This window comes from Staphylococcus chromogenes (assembly GCF_029024625.1).
GTDB lineage: Bacteria > Bacillota > Bacilli > Staphylococcales > Staphylococcaceae > Staphylococcus > Staphylococcus chromogenes.
The window spans coordinates 1,724,187-1,746,483 of sequence record NZ_CP118953.1 but is presented as its reverse complement, the minus strand read 5'-3'; the positions used below and the strand labels follow the sequence as shown (position 1 = coordinate 1,746,483).

Below are 22,297 nucleotides of genomic sequence, written 5' to 3'. Positions count from 1 at the left end.
AAGTGCATTCTGAATTTAAAAATGAGAAAATAGCTATAATATCATCTTTAGAGGAGGAATATGAAATGGCACAACAACTAACGAGAGCAGAACAAGAACAACAATATCCTGAATATACTTGGGACTTAACGACAATTTTTGAAAATGATGCTGCTTGGGAAGAGGCTTTCAAAAAAGTAGAAAGTTATCTCGGCCAAGAAGAAGCTTTTAAAGGGCATTTAGGTGACGATGCAGAAACTTTGTACAAAGCGTTAAGTTTAGAAGATGAAATCGAAACTAAACTTGAGGAAGTTTATGTTTATGCGCATTTGAAACAAGATCAAGATACAGCAAACGATAAGTATACGGGCTTTGAAGCACGGGCGCATCAATTGGCGATTAAATTGAGCTCAGCATGGAGCTTTTTAGTTCCGGAGTTATTACAAATTGATGAAGGGCGTTTACAATCTTTTGTTTCATCTCATGAAGGTTTAAAGCGTTATGCATTTGATATTCAATTAATTAATGAACAACGCCCACATGTCTTAGATGCGGAGAAAGAAAAACTTTTGACGGAAGCACAAGATGCGCTCTCTACAGCAAGTAATGTGTTTAGTATGTTTGATAATGCAGATTTAACATTTGAAGATGTGATAGATAAAGAGGGACGTCAACACCCGCTCACGCAAGGCACATTTATCAAATATTTAGAGTCAGACGACCGAGAATTAAGAAAATCGGCATACAACAATGTTTATAAAGCTTATGGGGCTTATAACAATACTTTAGGGGCGACACTTGCTGGAGAAGTGAAAAAGCATGTTTTCAATGCGCGTGCCCATCACTACAAAACAGCACGTGAACAAGCTTTAAGTCGTAATCACATTCCGGAAGAAGTTTACGATAACCTTGTGAAAACAGTGCACAAATACTTACCTTTACTGCATCGTTATACTAAACTCCGTCAAACATTGCTCGGATTAGATGATCTTAAAATGTATGATATGTATACGCCCATGGTCAAAGATATTAAATTTGAGATGCCTTATGATGAAGCAGTAGAGTGGATGTTAAAAGGACTCGCACCGATGGGTGAGGAGTATCTTAACGTGGTTAAAGAAGGTTTAGCAAATCGTTGGGTCGATGTTTACGAAAACAAAGGTAAACGTTCTGGTGGTTACTCTTCAGGAGCGCATAAAACGAATCCTTTTATTTTACTCAATTGGTCTAATACTGTTTCAGATCTATATACCTTAGTGCATGAATTTGGCCATTCTGCGCATAGTTATTTTAGTCGTAAATATCAACCATCCAATCAAAGTGACTATACCATCTTTGTTGCAGAAGTGGCTTCTACATGTAATGAAGCACTACTCAGTCACTATATGGATCAACATTTAGACGATAAACGACGTTTACTCTTATTAAATCAAGAGTTGGAACGCTTTCGTGCCACATTGTTCCGTCAAACAATGTTTGCAGAATTCGAACATAAAATCCATCAAATTGAAGAAGCGGGAGAGCCATTAACTGCAACTCGTATGAATGAAGAATATGCTAAGCTCAACCGCCAATATTTTGGAGATACAGTTGAAACAGACGAAAATATTAGTAAAGAATGGTCACGCATTCCGCATTTCTACATGAATTATTATGTTTATCAATATGCTACGGGATATAGCGCTGCACAAAGTTTAAGTCATCAAATATTAACGGAAGGGCAGCCGGCGGTTGAAAGATATATTAATGAATTTTTGAAAAAGGGAAGTTCAAATTATCCAATTGATATATTGAAAAATGCTGGTGTTGATATGACAACACCTCAACCTATTGAAGATGCATGTAAGGTATTTGAAGAGAAATTAGACGCTTTTGAAAAATTAATGAAAGCTTGAAACTAGTGTATCCGTTTACAATTTGACGGATTTGTGAAAACTTGCATTTTTAGCCGTTAAAGGGTTGAATCGTTTGTAAACACATGATATATTATGAGCATGAAATTAATCACATAACAAACATACCCCTTTGTTTGAAGTGAAAAATTTCTCCCATCCCCTTTGTTTAGCGCCGTGTCAGAACACGGCGTTTTTTTTATACAAAAAAGTTGGAACTGATGTTAATCGCTCCAACTCCGTACCTCTTTATTTAGTTTTCTCACATTTTCGCTTTCCAAAATTCTCCACCAGGATATTTTATCTTTTCGATTTTTTGTTGTAATAAAAGTTTTTTAAGTTCTTTTTTTAGTGTTTTCTCTGGCCATTCATAAATGGTTAAAAGCTCTTCTTCAGTGACTAATTGTTTTTGAAGAATATATTCAGCCAATTTGGGGGGTAATTGCTTTTCGATTGGACTGCCCATCATTTCATTAATGATATAAGTATAAATATGGTAGGGATATAGACCTTCTACTTTTAAACCTTCTTCTTGTATATCTTCATTAAAGAACACGAGTGAAGGTGCCATTTCAACATCCATTTCGCGAGCGATATGCAAATCTACTTTTAAGCTTTCACGGAGATTTCCGTGCGCTAAGTCTTCTTGGTACACGTCGTAGTCTAAACCCGCATTCACAATACATTTTGAAATCATGTCTTCTGTGACGATATCTGGTTTAGGAATAATCTCGTTTTGAATGAGATGCATAAAGCGATGGGCACGTGCACGGCCTTGTAATTCCGCTGCCTTGAACGCCAATGCAATGTTATCTCTATCTGAAGTACTTTGAGCTTGGCATTTTGTCAATACACGTAATGAAGGGTTGAGAATATGACGAATGCGGATATATTGGCTGTATTCAATTTTTAATTTCGATAACACGGCAGACAGTTTAAAACTTTCTTTGCTGAATGGATCGAAAAAAGAATAAATTTCTATTTTGCTCACAGGAGAAAGATTGGCGTTTGTGTCTTCTTGGTAACTATGAACAACAGCTCTTAATTCTTTCGTCATGATTTCACCTACAATTAATTTTCTGTGTTAACCATATGTTCTGCAGTTAACTTTAAACGTTCATACAAATAATCGCCCACACCATGAGGGAGTTGGGCAGTTTCTATCGCAATATGCATATTTTCGAGCCATGCGTTTTTAGCATGTGCATCAATTTTAAATGGCAAATGTCTTTGGCGTAACATCGGATGGCCATGCTCTTCTGTATAAAGAGAAGGACCGCCTAAAAATTGAGTGAGAAATTGTTTTTGTTTTCTACTCGTTTCTTTAAAGTCACCAGGAAATAAGTGATTAATTCGGTTGTCTTGTTCAACAAGTGTATAAAAATGGTCAATCATGTCGTAAAGCGCATCTTGACCAATAATTTCATATGGAGTTTGAGGCATCATTTCACCTTTAATCGTTAGTTTTGATATACATAAATAATAACATGAATTTTTACATATCAAAGTAAAAACACTTATACAATACCTATCAGTTATTATTTTGGTTGAGAAAGGATTGATATTCGAAAAAACGACGGACTTTGTTCTTAGGTTCTTGGTGTTTCAAATGAAAAGATTTTAAGAGTTCATTAAAGGCGTGTTGTCCTTTTTCAAAATCTTTCACTTCAAATTCTAATTCATAGTCTTCTGTGCCAAGATAAAAACTATGGTCGAGTACAAGCAACCCATCTGTCAGTTGTTTTTCTAAGCGCAAAGTGGTCAAGGCACCTAAGATTTGAAGCGCTTCAAGATTCACGTGCTTTTCAATAAGAAGCGACTGAATTTCTTTCGGTAGGGCATTTTTTGGCACTTGTCCTTGAATGGGTTTAAGGTCCGTAGCAAAGTTATATTCATCTAACCCAATGGCTTGCGGAACTTTTAAAGTTAACTCTAAAGCTCCGTCAGCTTTTTCTCTAATGCGTAATGCCATTTTTTGTGATTGAATTTGAAAGTCAGGTGTGTCGATATAATGATTCGTTTGTTTGAAAGGGGTCGCTCCGTTAAAATATGTTGATTTAATGCTTTCGTAACTTTGTAAATTAAGTAATTGTTTGAATTCGATTTCTTTTTCGATTGCCATATGTGTTCACTCCTTATTGAGTATTATGCCGAATATGAAAAGACTTTAAAAGTATTTCTCATTCGATAGATAGACGATGAGTCCTTAGTGGAATTATGTTAAAATGTTAGATGATAAGGCCGTGTGCCTCGATGATAAAAGAAAAGGGATTGGGGAATGTGCGGATATCACTACCGCCTCCCATATCTAGGAGGAGAACGTATGCGTATATATGTTAATGAAATTAAAATTCAAGATGATCAAATGTTATGTTATACAGATCAATCGACAGAAGGTTTATCTGAAGTTGGTCAGATGATTGTGGACAGTGACAATTTTTCATTCGTATATTTGATGGATAATGGGTCATCATTTTCTTACTTAATTTTTGTTCAAGAAACGTGGTCAATGCTTCATGAACATAAAGACAAAAAAATTGTCATTAATGATACGTTAACGTTAACACAATTCAAAGATGAACTAACGTATTTATTAAATAATATAGAAGGTAATTCCAATTATGGTAATGAATTTGTGGCAGCCGTTGAAGAAACATTTGAATTAGTATGAAGCGGAGTGAGGTAAGATGAACCAGTGGGAAATTTTTCTAGCGCCTTATCGTCAAGCAATTGATGAACTAAAAATTAAACTCAAAGGGTTACGTAAAGAATATCAAGTCACAGAACACAATTCTCCCATCGAGTTTGTGACAGGGCGTGTCAAGCCGATTACAAGTATTATTGATAAGGCGAATAAAAGGGGGATCCCATTTGATCGCTTACGTGAAGAAATGTATGACATTGCTGGATTACGTATGATGTGTCAATTTGTGGATGATATTGATAAAGTGGTTGAATTGTTAAAACAACGTAAAGACTTCAAAGTAATTGAAGAACGTGATTATATAAAAGACACAAAACAAAGTGGGTATCGTTCATATCATGTTATTATCGAATATCCTATTGAGACACTTGACGGTCAGAAGACGATTCTTGCTGAAATTCAAATTAGAACACTAGCAATGAATTTTTGGGCGACCATCGAACATACTTTGCGTTACAAATATGATGGTGATTATCCACCAGAAATACAAAAACGATTAGAACGTGCAGCAGAAGCGGCATTTTTATTAGATGAAGAAATGTCTGAAATTAAAGAAGAAATTAAAGAAGCACAAAAGTTTTATTCAAAAAAACGTGCAGATAAGCATGAAAATCGTGGGGTGGAGTAATGCGATATGTGATTTTATCAAAAGGTGACGCCAAGTCAGAGGCCCTTAAACATAAAATGATGAGCCATATGCATGATTTCAAGATGATAGAAGATAATGAAAATCCAGAAATCGTCATTTCAGTTGGAGGAGATGGAACACTATTACAAGCGTTTCATCAATATAGTCACATGTTATCTAAATGTGCTTTTGTAGGAATACATACCGGACATTTAGGGTTTTATGCAGATTGGCTCCCCCATGAAGTTGAAAAGCTCATAATCGAAATCAACAACTCAGATTTTCAAGTGATTGAATATCCCTTATTAGAAATTATTGTCAGATATAATGATAAAGGGTATGAAACACGTCATCTTGCCTTAAATGAAGCGACAATGAAAACAGAGAATGGGACAACGCTTGTCGTCGACTTAGACATTCGCGGACAACATTTTGAACGTTTTAGAGGGGACGGTTTGTGTATTTCAACACCTTCAGGATCAACGGCTTATAACAAAGCGTTAGGTGGTGCACTGATACATCCGTCGCTTGAAGCGATACAAATTGCGGAAATTGCCTCTATCAATAACCGCGTTTTTAGGACAGTCGGGTCGCCACTTGTATTGCCTAAACATCATACATGTCATGTAAGACCCGTCAATCACGATTCTATATTGACAACAATCGACCATGTGAGTATTAAGCATAAAAATGTGAATGCAATACAGTATCGTGTAGCCAATGAGAAAATACGCTTTGCGCGCTTTAGACCTTTTCCTTTTTGGAAACGTGTGCATGATTCATTTATTTCAAGTGGCGATGACGTATGATTTTTAAATATTTGATTCAAGAGCGTCATTTATTAAAGACATTTTTATATGAGCAACAATTTTCGAAAAAAACGATTAGCGCCATTAAGCAAAATGGCGCTTTACTTGTTAATGGTCAACCCGTGACGGTAAGGGCTCAACTCGAAGAAGGGGATCAACTTGAAGTTCACCTTCCTATAGAAACGCCGAGTGAAAGTTTAATCCCTTATGAGAAACCGCTCAATATTCTTTATGAAGATGAATGGTTGCTGATTGTAACAAAGCCTACTGCGCAAAATAGTGCGCCTTCACGGGAACATCCACATCAGAGTCTTGTCGAACAAGTTTTGAGTTATATGCAACAGGCTGAGTCACAAGGTATACCGCATATAGTGACACGTCTAGATCGTCATACGATGGGCATTGTTATTTTTGCAAAATCGCGTCATCTCCATCATTTAATGACGCAAACTTCTATTGATAAAATATATGAATGTATCTGTGAGGGGAATTTGACGGAACCCAATGAAATTGTTGCACCTATTGCAAGAGCTGATGACAGTATTATCTCAAGGTGCGTTTCACCAGAGGGAAAGTATGCCAAAACACTTTATTGGCCCATTAAAAATTTCAAGACTTATACATTATGCCGTGTTAAACTTGTAACGGGAAGAACACATCAAATTCGCGTGCATTTTCAATATATAGGTGCACCCATTGTAGGGGATGGACTGTATGGCACTCAACATGCTTTATACACGTCACAATTACTAAAATGTGCTGAAGTAAAATTTATACACCCCATCACTAAAGATGTATTACATATTAAAGCGACACATCCAAATTTGAATAAACTTTTGATGACATTATAAGGAAACGTAAGAGACGGAGGTGGCACCATTGACGGATGAAAAAGAGCAAATCGTTTTAGATGACGAAGAGATGTATGATAAAGCTTTACTTGATCACCTCATTCATCAGGATGACATTGACGGATTTCGCGAAGCTTTTTTAGAACTTCACTCTTATGAGCAAAGTGAGTACTTTGAAGAAAGTGAAAGTGATATTCGTCAAAAAATGTATCAATTTCTTTCACCGGAAGAAGTGGCCGAATTTTTCGAACATTTAGAGATAGATGAAGAGGCTTATGAAGATTTATTTGAAGAAATGAATGCGACATATGCGAGTCAAATTTTAGAACATATGTCCTATGATAACGCCGTAGACATTTTAAATCAGTTATCTAAGCGTAAAATTGCAAGCCTTTTATTATTAATGAACAAAGAAGATGCGAGCGAGATTAAAGCATTATTACATTATGATGAAGATACTGCCGGCGGTATCATGACAACAGAATTTATCTCATTGACCATCAATACCCCTGTTCACGAGGCGATGATGCGTGTTAAAGATCAAGCGCCGGATGCAGAAACCATTTATGTGATTTTTGTTGTGGATGAACAGAAAAAATTAGTTGGTGTTATTTCGTTACGAGATTTAATCGTCGCTGAAAATGATGCCTACATTGAGGATATTATGAGTGAACGTGTCATTAGCGCAAATGTCGCAGATGACCAAGAAGACGTAGCCCAAACAATGAGAGACTATGATTTTATCGCAATGCCAGTTGTCGATTACCAAAATCATTTATTAGGGATTATTACAATCGATGATATCGTCGATGTTATGGATGAAGAGGCGAGTGAAGACTACTCACGTTTAGCCGGGGTCTCAGATATAGATTCTACAGACGATTCTATTGTTAAAACAGCATTAAAACGTTTGCCGTGGTTGTTAATCTTAACTGTACTAGGGATGATTACGGCTTCCATACTGGGCTCTTTTGAAGAAACACTTGAAAAAGTGGCGTTACTCGCTGCATTTATTCCTATCATTAGCGGGATGTCCGGAAACTCTGGTACGCAATCCCTGGCCGTTGCTGTACGTAATATTTCTACAGGTGAGATTGATGAGAAGAGTAAGTTTAAACTTGCTTTGCGAGAGTCAGGAAGTGGTTTACTCACAGGAATTTGTTGTGCCACGAGTTTGTTTTTTATTATATTATTACTTTACCGAGAACCGTTTCTTGGGTTAATTGTAGGGGGAAGTTTAACGATCGCCATGACAGTAGGAACAACGATAGGTTCGGTGATTCCTCTCATTATGAATAAGATTGGTATCGACCCTGCTGTTGCAAGTGGTCCCTTTATTACTACCATTAACGATATTGTGAGTATGTTAATTTACTTTGGATTGGCAACCACATTTATGACATATCTAGTTTAAGGAGGAGTCTATGGAATTTGTATCGCTCGTTGTTGTTATTATTGCTGCGCTGCTCACCCCCATCTTAGTCAATCGACTAAGAATTTCCTTTTTACCTGTAGTGGTTGCGGAAATTTTAATGGGGATTATTATCGGGAATTCGTTTTTAAATCTCGTTCATCGAGACAACGTTTTAGACATTCTTTCAACACTAGGCTTTATCTTTTTAATGTTTTTGAGTGGGCTTGAAATTGATTTTAATGCTTTCAAAAAAGATAAAACAAAGGCTAAAAAAGATAAACATGAAGGACCTAGTCATCTTTCTTTATCTTTATATGTATTTATTTTAATTATGGTCATTTCAATCGTTTTGGCATTCGGCTTTATGTGGATTGGCTTGATTAATGATGTCCTTCTCATGGTGATTATTATCTCGACGATTTCTTTAGGTGTGGTTGTCCCAACATTAAAAGAGATGAACATAATGAGTACGACGATTGGGCAATTTATTTTACTCGTTGCAGTACTCGCAGATTTGGCGACAATGTTGCTGTTAACAGTCTATGGTGCCATTCATGCTAAAGGCGGCGGTACGATTTGGCTTATCGGAATACTCGTTGTGTTTACTGTGGTGTTTTATGTTTTAGGAGGACTTTTTAAAAAAGCGCCATTCCTTAATAAATTGATGGATGGTACAACACAAATTGGTATCCGCGCGGTCTTTGCTTTAATTATTTTACTTGTCGTTCTTGCTGAAGGTGTCGGCGCTGAACATATACTGGGGGCCTTTTTGGCCGGGGTAGTTGTATCCTTGCTACAACCCAATAAAGAACTTGTAGAAAAGCTCGACTCATTTGGATATGGCTTTTTTATCCCGATATTTTTCATTATGGTAGGTGTGGATTTAGATATTCCATCATTAATTCAAAATCCATCACTTCTTATCATTATTCCTGTATTAATTTTGGCCTTCCTAATTTCAAAATTAATACCTGTACTTATCATTAAAAAATGGTTTGATATGAAAACGACCATTGCCTCTGCCTTTTTACTGACGTCAACGTTGTCATTAGTGATTGCCGCCGCTAAAATCGCAGAACGATTAGGTACCATTAGTGCAGATACCTCAGGGATTTTAATTTTAAGTGCGGTCATTACTTGTGTTATTGTACCAATTGTATTTAAAAAGCTATTCCCGTTACCTGATGAAATGCAACGTTCAATAAAGGTAGCTATGATTGGTAAAAACCAGCTATCAATTCCAATCGCTCAAAGTTTGCAATCCCAACTTTATCAAATAACGTTGTTCTATCGTAAAGATTTGACAGATCATCGCATTTTATCTGACGACATAACAATGGTTGAGATTGCTGACTATGAATCAAAAATGTTGGAGCGATTAGGCCTATTTGAGAGCGATATTGTTGTATGTTCAACGAATGATGATGAAATCAACCGAAAAGTCGCATTAATGGCAAAAGAATTTGGGGTTGAGCGTGTCATTTGTAGATTAGAAACAAATGATGAAGAACATCAACTCAAGCATCAAGGGATTGAAATATTTAGTAACTTCCAAAGTAATCAAATATTACTTAAAGGGATGATTGAAACTCCGAACATGTTGAACTTATTGAGTAATGTTGAAACGTCTATTTACGAAATTGGAATGTTCAACTATGCTTTTGATGAAACACAACTGCGTAACTTCCCATTTGATGGAGATATTATCTTTGTCAGAATTATTCGTAATAACGAATCGATTGTGCCGCATGGGGATACAAAACTTCAATACGGAGATCGTTTGATTGTGACGGGTTCTAAAGAGTATGTCGATCAACTTAAAATGGAACTCGAAATGTTTAAATAACGCTAAAGAACGTCATTTCTTTTTTCTTAAGAGATGGCGTTTTTTGTTTTTCAATGGTGGTGGCATAACAAAACCATCTTAATGCTTTAAAAAGGGATTTGATTTTAAAAAATTAAGACCAGATGTTAAAATTAAAGATGAATTTTGTATATCTTAATTTAAAGGAGCAATTCACAGTGATAAATTTAGAAGGTAAAACGTATGTCATCATGGGCATTGCTAATAAAAGAAGTATTGGCTTTGGTGTCGCAAAAGTTTTAGATCAACTCGGAGCTAAGCTTGTTTTTACATACAGAAAAGAGCGTAGCTTCAAAGAATTAGACAAATTGATTGATCAATTAAACCAAAAAGAAAAACATGTGTATCAAATTGATGTTCAAAGTGATGAAGATGTTGAAAATGGTTTTGAACGCATCGGTAAAGAAGTCGGTAAAATTGATGGAGTCTTCCACTCTATCGCATTTGCACGTGTAGAAGAATTACGTGGACGTTATTCGGAAACGTCTCGTGATGGGTTCTTATTGGCCCAAGATATTAGCTCTTATTCATTAACGATTGTTGCTCGTGAAGCACGAAAAATAATGAATGAAGCTGGAAGTATTGTGACGTCTTCTTATATTGGTGGAGAATTTGCAGTGCCTAATTACAATGTAATGGGGATTGCGAAAGCCAGCTTAGAAGCGAATGTGAAATATCTTGCAGCTGATTTAGGTCAAGATAATATCCGTGTGAACTGTATTTCTGCGGGCCCTATTAAAACGTTAAGTTCACGTGGAGTGGGTAACTTTACGACAATTCTTAAAGAAATCGAGCAACGTGCGCCGCTACAACGTAATGTAGATCAAGAAGAAGTGGGTAAAACTGCAGCGTTCTTATTAAGTGATTTTTCTAGTGGTATTACAGGCGAAAATATCCATGTAGATGCCGGCTTCCATGCGATAAAATAAATATATTTAATTAAGCTGTAAAACGATATATGAAAGACTGTCGACCACACTTTTGTCGGCAGTTTTTTATTTGTAGTCAAGAGGATAGGCATTTGATAGAAAAAACCGCGGATTAAGAGAGTTCTCAATCCGCGGTTTTATTATGTGTTATAAAAGATCATGGTCATTGACGTCGCTTCGAGCTTTTAGCATAATTTGATGTCGGTATTTAAAGACGTTACGAACGATTGTTTTAAGTACCGCATAAAGTGGCACGGCAACTAAGATTAATACAAAACCACCTAAACTTCCTGAAGCCAAAATAACAATGATAATTGTTAAAGGGTGGATGTTGAGAGATTTCCCCATTACGTTAGGTGTAATGACATTACCTTCAAGTTGTTGTGCAATCAAAGTGACCACACAAACCCAAATGAAGGTAGAGGGGCTTTGGATAAGACCTAAAATACCCGCTGGTAAAAAGGCCATCCATGGACCAAGGAACGGAATCATATTCGCAACAATGGCAAACATGACAAGTAATACTGTATATTCGAGGCCAATAAGGCTATAGCCGATAAATAAAATAGCACCTAGGATTAAACTGACCATCACTTGACCTTGAATGTATGATTTTAAAGTATGATTTAAATCTGTTAAAAGGTCAACAATGAAAATTTTACGGTCCCCGTTAAACCAACGTGCAACGGCAGGGATAAAACGTTCGTGATCCTTTAACATAAAAATTAAGAAAAATGGCACTAAAATAAGCAAGAATAGTGTCGAAATAACGCTTGTAATAATATTAAAAGAATTCGACAAGATATCTGTTATATAAGAACCTACTTTTGAAATCATACTGTTAATTTTTTCGGTTACGTTTGAAGGTAAGCGATCTCTTTGATCAAGAACAAAATTAATGAGCTCTTGTGCTTCACGTTGGATGGTAGGAATATTTTTAATTAAATTTTGGACTTGGTTTGTAATCACAGGACCCACAACACCGATGATAGCAGCAATAATTGCACTAAGACCAAGAAGGATAATTGTAATACTCGCCCATCTCGGAACATGTCTTTTTTCAAGCATTTTTTGAAATGGTAAGCATATGTAAAATAAAAATCCGGCCAATAATAACGGCAACAACACCGATTGGACGATAATTACGAGTGGCATGAAAATATTGTTGATTTCTAAGAAGAGCTTAATTAATAGGAAGAGAATTAACAAAGCTACTCCCGTTCGAAACCACACTTTATTCGTCATAAAATGCGCCTCCTTTAAATTTTTTAGTCACATTTCAGTATAGCCCAAAACGAGAAGTGATGAAACAAAATTTCAAGTATAAAATTACAAAAGCTAATTTTTTAATTGTGTTGCACGGATTATATTTAACAGGTATAATGAATTCATATTTATCTGAAAATTATAAATTTTAATTTTCCGACAAGATGGGGGTATGTTTATGGTAGAAACAATTGTGGGATGGTTGAATGAAATCGTATGGAGCAAGCCGTTGGTATATGGCCTTTTGTTAACTGGAATTTTATTCAGTTTAATGACACGCTTTTTACAAGTAAGACACTTTAAAGAAATGATACGCTTAATGTTCCAAGGGGAAAAATCACCGACAGGGATATCGAGTTTTCAGGCTATTGCGCTATCATTAGCGGGACGTGTCGGAACAGGTAATATTGTTGGGGTTTCAACTGCAATATTCATCGGTGGTCCAGGAGCGGTTTTTTGGATGTGGGCGACAGCATTTTTAGGAGCAGGAACAGCATTTATTGAATCAACATTAGGTCAAATCTTTAAAAAAGAAGAAGACGGAGAGTATCGTGGGGGTCCAGCTTATTACATAGAACAAGGGATAAAGGGGAAATTCGGTAAAATTTATGGACTTCTATTTGCGGTTGTAACCATCATTTCGGTTGGATTACTCTTACCTGGGGTACAATCGAATGCAATTGCAAGTTCAATGAATAACGCATTTGGTATTCCAACTTGGGTCATTGCCGTTGCACTCATCGTTATTTTAGCACTTATTATTTTCGGGGGCATAAAATGGATTGCCAAAGTAGCAACAGCCGTTGTGCCATTTATGGCAATTGTATACATTTTAATGGCGCTCGTTATTATTGCATTGAATATTACAGAGGTACCCGCTTTATTTGCATTAATTTTTAAATCAGCTTTTGGTATGGAAGCAGCGTTTGGGGGTATTATTGGTGCAATGATTGAAATTGGGGTTAAACGTGGATTGTATTCTAACGAGGCTGGACAAGGAACAGGACCTCACGCAGCAGCGGCCGCTGAAGTATCGCATCCGGCGAAACAAGGTCTGGTTCAAGCATTCTCAGTTTACGTGGATACATTATTTGTTTGTACAGCCACAGCGCTTATCATTTTAATTTCAGGAACTTACAATACAACAGACGGTACAACCGATGCGAATGGACGCCCAGGATTAATAGAAAATGGGGGTATATATGTTCAAAATGCTGATGGCACAAAAGATTATTCAGGAACAGCAATGTATGCACAAGCAGGGATAGATAAAGCTTTTCAAGGCTCTCAATATCATTTTGATCCGACGTTTTCAGGTTTAGGCTCTTATTTCATTGCGATTGCTTTATTCTTTTTCGCATTTACGACGATTTTAGCTTATTACTATATGGCAGAAACTAATGTGAGTTATATTACGAATAGAATCGCTAAAAAACAAAACAAAATATGGCGTAATGTCATCCGTGTTTTATTAATTGTAGCTACGGCTTATGGTTCAATTAAAACAGCAGACGTCGCTTGGGCGTTAGGGGATTTAGGGGTAGGAATGATGGCTTGGTTGAATATCATTGCCATTTGGATATTGTGTAAACCAGCGCTCAAGGCGTTGAAAGATTTCGAGCAACAAAAGAAGAAAAATGGAACGGGTAAAACAGCGATTTATCGTCCTGATCCGAAAGAACTTCCTAACGCCACGTTTTGGTTAGAAGATTATCCACGTCGATTGCGCGAAGAAAATTATCGTCCAGATAGCGAATAATAGATTGGAAATAACAAGGCAGTCAATCACGAGTAAATGTGGACCAATCAAAGTGTAACATTCATTAATATAAAATAAGAGTGGTAGGCGGTCTTCTATCCTCACGCTCTATTTAACAAGTTAAGCGTCTCTTGGTACAATATCTTTATTGAATAAAAACAGGGGGCGCTTTAATGATGAGTGAATTTAAACCTGGACAAGTAATAACCACACAATTGTATAGTGAAATCTTACAACGTGAGGTCACTTTGTCTGTGTATTTACCAGAAGATTATTCTGATTTGTATAAAAGTAAAGTGGTTTTATGCTTTGATGGAAGGGATTTTTTACGTTTCGGGCAAATTCATCGTGTGTATGAAAGGTTACGACGAGATCATGCTGTAGAACGTGTGATTATTGTTGGTTTTCATTATGAGAATGTAGAAAAACGACGCACCGAATTTCATCCCCAAGGTGAAAAAGCGGCCAATACAGTGCGAGCGGTCGCTCAAGAAGTATTACCTTGGATTGATGAAACTTTCCCGACTTATAGAGTGGGAAATGCGCGGCTCCTTTTAGGTGATAGTCTTGCAGGGAGTATTGCATTACTGACTGCATTATCTTATCCTCGAGTGATGAGTCAAGTGGGGATGTTGAGTCCTCATTATGATGAGGTTGTAGAGTCTTTATTTCAACGGTGCCAATTTAAGAATGACTTAACCATTTGGCATGTGGTCGGTAAGGAAGAAATAGACTTTGAACTCCCGACGAGTGGTGAACGGGCAGACTTTTTAACACCTAATCGAGCGTTAAGTCGCTTAATCGCATCAACTTCAGCAACGTATCATTATGAAGAATTAGATGGGGGACATAACTGGAAAACGTGGAAAAAAGAATTACCCGCATTGTTAAAATACTTTTTAAGTAACCAATGATATAATTTTTTGCTATAATAGAAACAAGGACAAACAAAGGAGGAATTTCAATGATTTTAGGATTAGCGTTAATTCCGTCACAAGCGTTTCAAGAAGAGGTCAATGCCTACCGTAAACGCTACGATAAACATTACACAAAAATTAAACCGCACGTGACTGTTAAAAGTCAATTCGAAGTCGATGACAATGCACTAGACTCTATTAAACAAGATATTCCAAAGCGTCTTGAAGGTGTGCAACCTGTAACGGTTCATGCAACGAAAGCATCTAACTTCGCACCTACAACGAACGTCATCTATTTTAAAGTTGAAAAAACGGACGAATTGCAAGATTTGTTCAACCGTTTTGATGGCGATGACTTCTACGGCGAAGCGGAACACCCATTTGTACCTCATTTTACAATTGCTCAAGGTTTGACAAGTCAAGAATTTGAAGACATTTACGGTCAAGTTCGTTTGGCTGGAATTGAGCATAAAGAAATCATTGATAAATTGTCTTTAATGAAATTTAATGACGACGCCGATAAATGGGAAGAAATTGAAACATATACTTTAGGTTAATGCACATTTTAATTGAACAAAATGGATGTGACCTTATTTTGATAAGATACATATTTTAATGCACGGGTTGTGATGTTGAAATATGTATCTTTTTTTGGTCTGAAAAAAGGAGTTCTGCGCATAATTTGAGGACTTACAAGGCGTTATCACGTAAACTTTAAGTGAAAGCAAAAAAAGGCAGGAGAGTGTCTACTTCTATTAGAATAACCACCCAAATTTATCTGACGAAAAATTTGGATGGCTATTTTTTAGTGAGGTGAATATTATAATGTACCCCTTGAAATATAGAATTTAACATCTCTATGGACTCAACTTTGACGATTACAAACCTCAAGCTTTACGGTGTCGTTTTAAAAAATAGATGCCATAGAAAAAGGCTAAAAAGTAAATAAGGATCGCCGCAAAATAAAAAGTATAAACAGGGCTACCTGTAAATTGAGAAATAGGTCCGCCGAGTAATGGCCCTATCATTGCACCAAAGCCTTGAATACTATTGATAACACCCCATGTTTCTTCTTGTTCGTTTTGATGGATAAAGCTTGCCATAAACGTATTCCATGCAGGAAGTAAAAGTCCATAAAGTAAACCAATAAAAAAGGCAATCCCCCATACGATGAAAATTTGGTGGATAAATGCAAATGACAGTATTGCGCTCGCATAGACGAAAAAGCCTATAAAAATGACGCTATACATAAATTTATTAGAATGTTTATCGATAATTTTAGATAAAAATAACATCGAAACGGTACATCCGATTCCCCCAATAATAATGGCTAAAGTGTACTCAACCGTTGATACACCTATAATGTTAATGGCGTAAATCGGGAGAACGAGGACGAGTGCGCTAATCGCAATGCCTTGTATCAAAATACCAGGAAATAAAATGAGATGTCTTTTCGACACACTCACAATTTGTTTTAACTGTTGTTTAATATTTTTAGGGTTATAGGCTGTTAAAGAGACTTTGACAAACATATAGAGTAGAAATGCGAGTGCGACACATGCGGTCATTAAAAAGTTGAACTGAGTCGGATGCGCTTTAAAAATTAAGTTCATTACAATCATTCCAGATAATAAACCAGCAAGCCATGCAAAATAAACATAACCCATTTGTTTACCGCGAGTAGACTCTTCAACGTTTGCTAACATAATGACCCATATTGGACAAACAGCAATCCCTAACATAAGCGCACTTAATATCAGCACCAAGGGTGATATCGGGAACCATATAACGAAAAACAAACTTGCGAGTGCCAAAATAAACCCCACAGTCAACACTATTTTAGTACCTAAACGCTTTAAAACAAATCCGATGACAAAATTTGAAACGGAATCTGCAATAAAGTGGATGGAAACTGCGACGGACGTAATACCAACTGCGATGGAAGTAGCAGTTGGTAAAAGGGGTAAATAGCTAAGCACATACATGCCTCTCGCAAATTCCATCAAAAATAGGATAACTAATAATAGATAAAAGTTTTTCATATAGTTATCTTTATTTGACGAGTAATTTTGCATATAAAGGTACCTTTCCATAAACATTGTCGTATTGCATTGCATCATTTAATAGCTCAAGTAAATCTTCACATAAACGTTGTGTGGCATAACGCGTTCGCAATTGAGCCATAGTGTCTATCATTTCTTTTAATTGATGCGGATGATTCGTTAAATGTGTCACGATGTCAATTGCTTCATCAGGTGTAAAAGCAATACGACCAAAGTTTTTATCTTCAAAATAATAAGCATTTTCTAATTCTTGTCCAGGTGCAGGATTTAAAAATACCATCGGTACTTGACGTGTTAATGCCTCGGAAATAGTAATACCTCCTGGCTTGGTAATCATCATATGACTTGAAGCCATCCACTCATTCATATGTTTTGTAAATCCTAAAATCAGTACTTTAGGATTATCTTTAAACGTCGCAGACAACTGGCGTTTTAGTTCTTTGCTACGACCACACACCATCACAACTTGAGCGTTAGGACTTTCGTCAAGAATACGTTGGATCATTTGATCAAAACCTTTGGAGACACCAAACGCTCCGGCAGACATTAATATTGTCTGCGCATTTGGATCTAGACCGTTTTGTTGTAACCAAGCGGTGCGATCAATCTCTGCCTCAAATTTATCAGGAATAGGAATCCCAGTGACTTTGATTTGTTCACTTGGGACGCCAACCTGTTCGAATTCTCTTTTTAAGTCGTCTGTAGCTAAATAATAGCGTTCCGAATTAGGAGTAATCCAGTTTTTATGCATGCGATAATCAGTCATCACTGTTGCAATTGGAATGTTCATATTGAACTGCTCTGTTAAAACAGACATCACTGGAGTAGGAAACGTCAACAAGATTAAATCAGGTTTTTCTTTAAGCAATAAGTTTAATAAACGATTTAAACCATAATATTTATAGAAACATTTATCTAACTCGTCCGGGCGACTATAGTAAAATGCTTTATACATACGACGAAAATATTTAAAACTATTGATATACCATTTTTTGGTGATTGTAGTGAGGATAGGGTGAGCTTCTAAAAAGAGGTCATGTGAAATCACTGTAAGGTTATCTAGTTTAAGGTTATTAAGTTGTTCTACGATGCTATTAGTGACTTGAATATGTCCGTTACCAAATGAACCAGTAATGATTAATATTTTTTTCTTATGTGTCACCATGATTAGGTCACCCTCCGTCTATTGTTTTCTGTAACTTACAGAAGTATGCAACAGCTGTATATTTGAATACGTATTTAGTGTAACTTAAAATGTATTCATTGTGAAAAGATTATTTTAATCCTAACAAAACTATTACAATTTTAATGTGTCGTAAGTGATGTTAAAAATATCTATATATTTTACAAAAAAGATAAAGAATTAAGGATAGAATATGACTTATGTAGAATCAAAACTGTCCTCGTCTCACTGTTATATGTATATGGAACTGGGGGGTCCATTCTTTTTTGACGTAAACAAATTCATTATTATATCTTAATATATCCCCAACATAGACACAACAAAAAAGTGGTTTTAACTTAAGAAATGACAGTTTGCACGTTCGTACTTTCTATTCCCTATTTTCCAAACAACAAGTTATAAAATAGGAAGTTTTTTGAATTTTAATGGTAAAATCATCCTGGATTTTATATGATTTTATTGAGAAAAGTGTATAATGAGTGAGTGAAAATAAAAGGAGAGATTTTTGTGAATGCGCATCAACTATTTGAAAAAATTTTAATCAAAAATGTCATCGGAACATTGGATAGAGAAATTACAGACATTACGACTGATTCAAGAACGGCTAAAGTCGGAAGTATTTTCATAGCCTCTGAAGGTTATACTGTAGATAGTCACCTATTTGCGCAACAAGTGGTTGACGCAGGATGTCGACTCGTTGTTGTTAATCGTTCGCTTAAGCTAACCGGCGACGTAACGCAAGTTGTGGTCCCTGACACGTTACGCGTTGCGAGTCACCTTGCGCATCGCCTATATCACTATCCTAGTCAACAATTAACAACGATTGGCGTAACAGGAACAAATGGTAAAACTTCCATTGCGACAATGATTCATCATATCTATCGCAAATTGGGTAAGGGAAGTGCCTATCTTGGAACAAACGGGTTCCAAATTAATGAAAAAATTACAAAAGGGGCAAATACGACGCCTGAAACGGTCTCATTAACGAAAAAAATTCACGAGGCTGTAGAAGCAGGCGCAGAGGCGATGACACTTGAAGTCTCCTCTCACGGTTTATCACTAGGACGGTTAAGTGGTGTGACATTTGATGTCGCTATTTTTTCTAATCTTACACAAGATCATTTGGATTTTCATGGCACTATGGAAGCATACGGGCACGCGAAATCACTTTTATTTAGTCAACTCGGTGAAGATTTGTCAAAAGATAAATACGCTATCGTTAATAATGATGATGATTTTTCAAAATATCTACATAGTGTAACGCCTTATGAAATACTCACTTATGGTATTGAAAACGAGGCACAATTTAAAGCTGAAAATATTAAAGAATCTCTACAAGGTGTCACATTTGATTTTGTAACGCCATTTGGAACTTACCCTGTGACCTCTCCTTACGTGGGGCGTTTTAATATTGCTAATCTAATGGCAGCGATGTTAGGGGTATGGGTCAACGGTTATGATTTAGCCACAGTGACAAAAATTGTGAGAGATCTAGAACCAGTAGAAGGACGATTAGAAGTGCTCGACCCTGATTTACCTATTGACTTAATCATTGACTATGCCCATACGGCTGACGGAATGACTAAATTAATTGACGCCGTCGAACCATTTGTGAAGCAAAAATTGATTTTCCTTGTAGGTATGGCAGGGGAACGAGATCTAACTAAAACGCCTGAAATGGGACGTGTGGCTTCTCGTGCGGATTATGTCATTTTCACGCCTGACAATCCTGCAAATGATGACCCTAAAATGTTAACTGCCGAACTTGCTAAAGGAGCGACACATTCTAACTATGTGGAGTTTACGGATAGAGCTGAAGGGATACGCCATGCCATTGAAGTTGCGGAACCTGGAGATACGGTCGTGCTTGCATCCAAAGGACGAGAACCTTATCAAATTATGCCAGGTCACGTCAAAGTTCCGCATCGTGATGATTTAATCGGTCTAGAAGCGGCTTATGAAAAATTTGGAGGTGGACCTGTTGAAAATTAGAGAAAGCCATAGCGAAGACTATTCAGCAAAGGTTTATATCTACCAAAATAAGAAAGAAGATTACTTTATCGTTTCTATCCCTGACTTGAATTGGTCTATCTTAATAGATGATACGTTATATGGGGAAAGTTTAACTGAACATTTATTTATGCATTTATTTAATGTTATCGATGAAGATGAAGCACAAAGACTTGCATTACGTATTACACATTGGTTACAAGAAGTATAAAGGAGAGCATACATGAGTATTAAAGATGAAATTCAATCCCGCAAAACGTTTGCAATCATATCGCATCCGGATGCCGGAAAAACCACTTTAACTGAAAAGTTATTATATTTTAGTGGTGCCATTCGTGAGGCCGGTACGGTAAAAGGGAAAAAAACTGGAAAATTTGCTACAAGTGACTGGATGAAAGTTGAACAAGAGCGTGGAATTTCTGTGACAAGTTCTGTTATGCAATTTGATTACGACCATTTTAAAATTAATATTTTAGATACACCAGGACATGAAGACTTCTCTGAAGATACGTATAGAACGTTAATGGCTGTCGATAGTGCGGTCATGGTGATTGACTGTGCTAAGGGGATTGAGCCCCAAACGTTAAAACTTTTTAAAGTATGTAAAATGCGAGGTATTCCTATTTTTACATTTATCAATAAGTTAGACCGTGTGGGTAAAGATCCTTTTGATTTATTAGACGAAATCGAATCTACACTAGGTATTGAAACTTATCCTATGAATTGGCCAATCGGTATGGGACAAAATTTCTTTGGGATCATCGACCGAAAAGAACGTACGATTGAGCCATTCAGAGATGAAGAAAATGTACTGCATATTAATGAAGCATACGAATTAGAAGAAACGCACGACATTGCCAATGACAGCGTGTTCCAACAAGCAATTGAAGAGTTAATGTTAGTAGATGAAGCAGGAGAAGCTTTTGATACTGATGCCCTCATGAAAGGGGACTTAACGCCTGTTTTTTTCGGCTCTGCCTTGGCGAATTTTGGCGTTCAAAATTTCTTAAACGCCTATGTTGACCATGCACCGATGCCCCATGCGCGTCAAACGGAAGAAGATATAGATGTCAGCCCATTTGATGACCAGTTCTCAGGTTTTATTTTTAAGATTCAGGCGAACATGGATCCACGCCATCGTGACCGTATTGCGTTTATGCGTGTCGTTAGTGGAGCATTTGAACGTGGCATGGACGTCAAACTGCAGCGGACGCAAAAGAAACAAAAGATTACGCGTTCAACGACATTCATGGCTGATGATAAAGAGACGGTGAATCATGCCGTAGCAGGAGATATTATCGGCCTGTATGATACAGGAAACTATCAAATTGGTGATACTTTAGTTGGGGGTACGCAAAAGTTTAATTTTAAAGCTTTACCGCAGTTTACACCGGAAATTTTTATGAAAGTGTCGGCCAAAAATGTGATGAAACAAAAGCACTTCAATAAAGGAATTGAACAATTAGTACAAGAAGGAGCCATTCAGTACTATAAATCGCCACATACGAACCAAGTCATTTTAGGGGCTGTCGGTCAATTACAATTTGAAGTGTTCGAACATCGTATGAAAAATGAATACAATGTCGATGTTGTGATGGAGCCTGTTGGTAAGAAAATCGCGCGTTGGATTCATAATGAAGAGGCAATTCAAGAAAAAATGAATACAAGTCGTTCTATTTTAGTAAACGACCGTTACGATAATAAAGTATTTCTTTTTGAAAATGAATTTGCGACACGCTGGTTCGAAGAAAAGTTTCCTGAAATCGAACTTTACAGCTTGTTGTAAGTCGATTTGAAAAATAACATGATGAGGGTGTTTTTTTCTTATGGAATTGGGTATAATAATCTCATCATAATTAAATACCTATGACGTTTTTGTCAGAGGGGAGTAACTTGTTTAACGTGTAGACGTTAAAAGCGCTTTGTCGTCATTACGAAGAGATATCTTCCGGTGAAGCGGGCAATGTAAATGCTAAGTGAGACCTTTGCTATATATTTAGCATGGGTCTCTTTAATTATGCCAATAAGC

20 protein-coding genes and 1 riboswitch are annotated in these 22,297 nt (G+C 36.7%); of the genes, 14 read left to right on the top strand and 6 right to left on the bottom strand.

The window, feature by feature from the left end:
• Positions 1-65 precede the first annotated feature (65 nt).
• On the top strand, positions 66-1,874 hold the full coding sequence (gene pepF / locus PYW36_RS08505) for an oligoendopeptidase F (RefSeq protein ID WP_103159388.1): 1,809 nt from the start codon (positions 66-68) through the stop codon (positions 1,872-1,874).
• A 259-nt stretch (positions 1,875-2,133) separates the two neighbouring features.
• Here pepF and yjbH read toward each other — a convergent pair whose 3' ends face one another.
• The 3 genes from yjbH to PYW36_RS08490 form a co-directional block, all read right to left on the bottom strand.
• A complete protein-coding gene (gene yjbH / locus PYW36_RS08500; RefSeq protein WP_103159389.1) occupies positions 2,134-2,928 on the bottom strand; it encodes a protease adaptor protein YjbH in 795 nt (264 codons plus the stop codon).
• A gap of 14 nt (positions 2,929-2,942) precedes the next feature.
• Complete coding sequence (locus tag PYW36_RS08495) at positions 2,943-3,314, bottom strand: truncated hemoglobin YjbI (protein WP_037572171.1); 372 nt, start codon at positions 3,312-3,314, stop codon at positions 2,943-2,945.
• Positions 3,315-3,402: 88 nt separating this feature from the next.
• The gene (locus tag PYW36_RS08490) at positions 3,403-3,993 is read right to left on the bottom strand and encodes a CYTH domain-containing protein (protein WP_037572169.1); all 591 of its coding nucleotides are present in this window, start codon (positions 3,991-3,993) and stop codon (positions 3,403-3,405) included.
• Between the two features lie 201 nt (positions 3,994-4,194).
• Here PYW36_RS08490 and PYW36_RS08485 point away from each other — a divergent pair, with 201 nt between their 5' ends.
• From PYW36_RS08485 to fabI, 7 genes are all read left to right on the top strand, one after another.
• Positions 4,195-4,542, top strand: a complete 348-nt coding sequence (locus tag PYW36_RS08485) for a UPF0738 family protein (RefSeq protein ID WP_103159390.1) — start codon at positions 4,195-4,197, stop codon at positions 4,540-4,542.
• 16 nt (positions 4,543-4,558) lie between these two features.
• On the top strand, positions 4,559-5,203 hold the full coding sequence (gene yjbM / locus PYW36_RS08480) for a GTP diphosphokinase (RefSeq protein WP_037572160.1): 645 nt from the start codon (positions 4,559-4,561) through the stop codon (positions 5,201-5,203).
• Complete coding sequence (locus PYW36_RS08475; protein WP_037572157.1) at positions 5,203-6,012, top strand: NAD kinase; 810 nt, start codon at positions 5,203-5,205, stop codon at positions 6,010-6,012. The genes yjbM and PYW36_RS08475 overlap by 1 nt, the downstream gene beginning before the upstream one ends.
• The gene (locus tag PYW36_RS08470; protein ID WP_103159391.1) at positions 6,009-6,863 is read left to right on the top strand and encodes an RluA family pseudouridine synthase; all 855 of its coding nucleotides are present in this window, start codon (positions 6,009-6,011) and stop codon (positions 6,861-6,863) included. The genes PYW36_RS08475 and PYW36_RS08470 overlap by 4 nt, the downstream gene beginning before the upstream one ends.
• A gap of 70 nt (positions 6,864-6,933) precedes the next feature.
• A complete protein-coding gene (gene mgtE, locus PYW36_RS08465; RefSeq protein WP_103159406.1) occupies positions 6,934-8,277 on the top strand; it encodes a magnesium transporter in 1,344 nt (447 codons plus the stop codon).
• Positions 8,278-8,287: 10 nt separating this feature from the next.
• Complete coding sequence (locus tag PYW36_RS08460) at positions 8,288-10,123, top strand: monovalent cation:proton antiporter family protein (RefSeq protein ID WP_037572148.1); 1,836 nt, start codon at positions 8,288-8,290, stop codon at positions 10,121-10,123.
• 176 nt (positions 10,124-10,299) lie between these two features.
• On the top strand, positions 10,300-11,070 hold the full coding sequence (gene fabI, locus PYW36_RS08455) for an enoyl-ACP reductase FabI (protein WP_103159392.1): 771 nt from the start codon (positions 10,300-10,302) through the stop codon (positions 11,068-11,070).
• A gap of 147 nt (positions 11,071-11,217) precedes the next feature.
• Here fabI and cozEa read toward each other — a convergent pair whose 3' ends face one another.
• Entirely contained in the window at positions 11,218-12,315 is a 1,098-nt protein-coding gene (cozEa, locus tag PYW36_RS08450) for a lipoteichoic acid biosynthesis protein CozEa (protein WP_037572143.1), read from the bottom strand.
• Positions 12,316-12,514: 199 nt separating this feature from the next.
• Here cozEa and PYW36_RS08445 point away from each other — a divergent pair, with 199 nt between their 5' ends.
• The 3 genes from PYW36_RS08445 to PYW36_RS08435 all read left to right on the top strand — a co-directional run bounded on the left by PYW36_RS08445 (position 12,515) and on the right by PYW36_RS08435 (position 15,569).
• Entirely contained in the window at positions 12,515-14,095 is a 1,581-nt protein-coding gene (locus tag PYW36_RS08445; RefSeq protein WP_103159393.1) for an alanine/glycine:cation symporter family protein, read from the top strand.
• Between the two features lie 176 nt (positions 14,096-14,271).
• Positions 14,272-15,009 carry an esterase family protein gene (locus PYW36_RS08440; protein WP_037573034.1) on the top strand — a complete coding sequence of 246 codons (738 nt, stop codon included), beginning with the start codon at positions 14,272-14,274 and terminating at the stop codon, positions 15,007-15,009.
• 50 nt (positions 15,010-15,059) lie between these two features.
• Positions 15,060-15,569, top strand: coding sequence for a 2'-5' RNA ligase family protein (locus PYW36_RS08435; protein WP_037572139.1), 510 nt, complete (start codon positions 15,060-15,062; stop codon positions 15,567-15,569).
• Between the two features lie 330 nt (positions 15,570-15,899).
• On the opposite strand, the gene ltaA is transcribed toward PYW36_RS08435, so the two are convergent.
• The gene (gene ltaA, locus PYW36_RS08430) at positions 15,900-17,087 is read right to left on the bottom strand and encodes a lipoteichoic acid biosynthesis MFS flippase LtaA (protein WP_169301482.1); all 1,188 of its coding nucleotides are present in this window, start codon (positions 17,085-17,087) and stop codon (positions 15,900-15,902) included.
• A complete protein-coding gene (locus tag PYW36_RS08425; RefSeq protein ID WP_103159394.1) occupies positions 17,065-18,240 on the bottom strand; it encodes a diglucosyl diacylglycerol synthase in 1,176 nt (391 codons plus the stop codon). Before PYW36_RS08425 ends, ltaA begins: the two co-directional genes overlap by 23 nt.
• A 525-nt stretch (positions 18,241-18,765) precedes the next feature.
• On the opposite strand from PYW36_RS08425, the gene PYW36_RS08420 reads away from it, so the two are divergent.
• Genes PYW36_RS08420 through PYW36_RS08410 form a run of 3 tightly spaced genes read left to right on the top strand, consistent with a single transcriptional unit; the run spans position 18,766 to position 22,054 of the window.
• The gene (locus PYW36_RS08420; RefSeq protein WP_037572130.1) at positions 18,766-20,250 is read left to right on the top strand and encodes a UDP-N-acetylmuramoyl-L-alanyl-D-glutamate--L-lysine ligase; all 1,485 of its coding nucleotides are present in this window, start codon (positions 18,766-18,768) and stop codon (positions 20,248-20,250) included.
• The gene (locus PYW36_RS08415; RefSeq protein ID WP_037572127.1) at positions 20,240-20,479 is read left to right on the top strand and encodes a YueH family protein; all 240 of its coding nucleotides are present in this window, start codon (positions 20,240-20,242) and stop codon (positions 20,477-20,479) included. The genes PYW36_RS08420 and PYW36_RS08415 overlap by 11 nt, the downstream gene beginning before the upstream one ends.
• 12 nt (positions 20,480-20,491) lie before the next feature.
• On the top strand, positions 20,492-22,054 hold the full coding sequence (locus PYW36_RS08410) for a peptide chain release factor 3 (protein ID WP_037572120.1): 1,563 nt from the start codon (positions 20,492-20,494) through the stop codon (positions 22,052-22,054).
• A gap of 77 nt (positions 22,055-22,131) precedes the next feature.
• A riboswitch (yybP-ykoY riboswitch) is annotated at positions 22,132-22,258 on the top strand.
• Positions 22,259-22,297 lie beyond the last annotated feature (39 nt).

Coding starts and splice junctions, on each gene's coding strand:
- pepF (WP_103159388.1), top strand. CDS start 66: ATGGCACAACAACTAACGAGAGCAGAACAAGAACAACAATATCCTGAA.
- yjbH (WP_103159389.1), bottom strand. CDS start 2,928: ATGACGAAAGAATTAAGAGCTGTTGTTCATAGTTACCAAGAAGACACA.
- PYW36_RS08495 (WP_037572171.1), bottom strand. CDS start 3,314: ATGCCTCAAACTCCATATGAAATTATTGGTCAAGATGCGCTTTACGAC.
- PYW36_RS08490 (WP_037572169.1), bottom strand. CDS start 3,993: ATGGCAATCGAAAAAGAAATCGAATTCAAACAATTACTTAATTTACAA.
- PYW36_RS08485 (WP_103159390.1), top strand. CDS start 4,195: ATGCGTATATATGTTAATGAAATTAAAATTCAAGATGATCAAATGTTA.
- yjbM (WP_037572160.1), top strand. CDS start 4,559: ATGAACCAGTGGGAAATTTTTCTAGCGCCTTATCGTCAAGCAATTGAT.
- PYW36_RS08475 (WP_037572157.1), top strand. CDS start 5,203: ATGCGATATGTGATTTTATCAAAAGGTGACGCCAAGTCAGAGGCCCTT.
- PYW36_RS08470 (WP_103159391.1), top strand. CDS start 6,009: ATGATTTTTAAATATTTGATTCAAGAGCGTCATTTATTAAAGACATTT.
- mgtE (WP_103159406.1), top strand. CDS start 6,934: ATGTATGATAAAGCTTTACTTGATCACCTCATTCATCAGGATGACATT.
- PYW36_RS08460 (WP_037572148.1), top strand. CDS start 8,288: ATGGAATTTGTATCGCTCGTTGTTGTTATTATTGCTGCGCTGCTCACC.
- cozEa (WP_037572143.1), bottom strand. CDS start 12,315: ATGACGAATAAAGTGTGGTTTCGAACGGGAGTAGCTTTGTTAATTCTC.
- PYW36_RS08445 (WP_103159393.1), top strand. CDS start 12,515: ATGGTAGAAACAATTGTGGGATGGTTGAATGAAATCGTATGGAGCAAG.
- PYW36_RS08440 (WP_037573034.1), top strand. CDS start 14,272: ATGAGTGAATTTAAACCTGGACAAGTAATAACCACACAATTGTATAGT.
- PYW36_RS08435 (WP_037572139.1), top strand. CDS start 15,060: ATGATTTTAGGATTAGCGTTAATTCCGTCACAAGCGTTTCAAGAAGAG.
- ltaA (WP_169301482.1), bottom strand. CDS start 17,087: ATGCAAAATTACTCGTCAAATAAAGATAACTATATGAAAAACTTTTAT.
- PYW36_RS08425 (WP_103159394.1), bottom strand. CDS start 18,240: ATGGTGACACATAAGAAAAAAATATTAATCATTACTGGTTCATTTGGT.
- PYW36_RS08410 (WP_037572120.1), top strand. CDS start 20,492: ATGAGTATTAAAGATGAAATTCAATCCCGCAAAACGTTTGCAATCATA.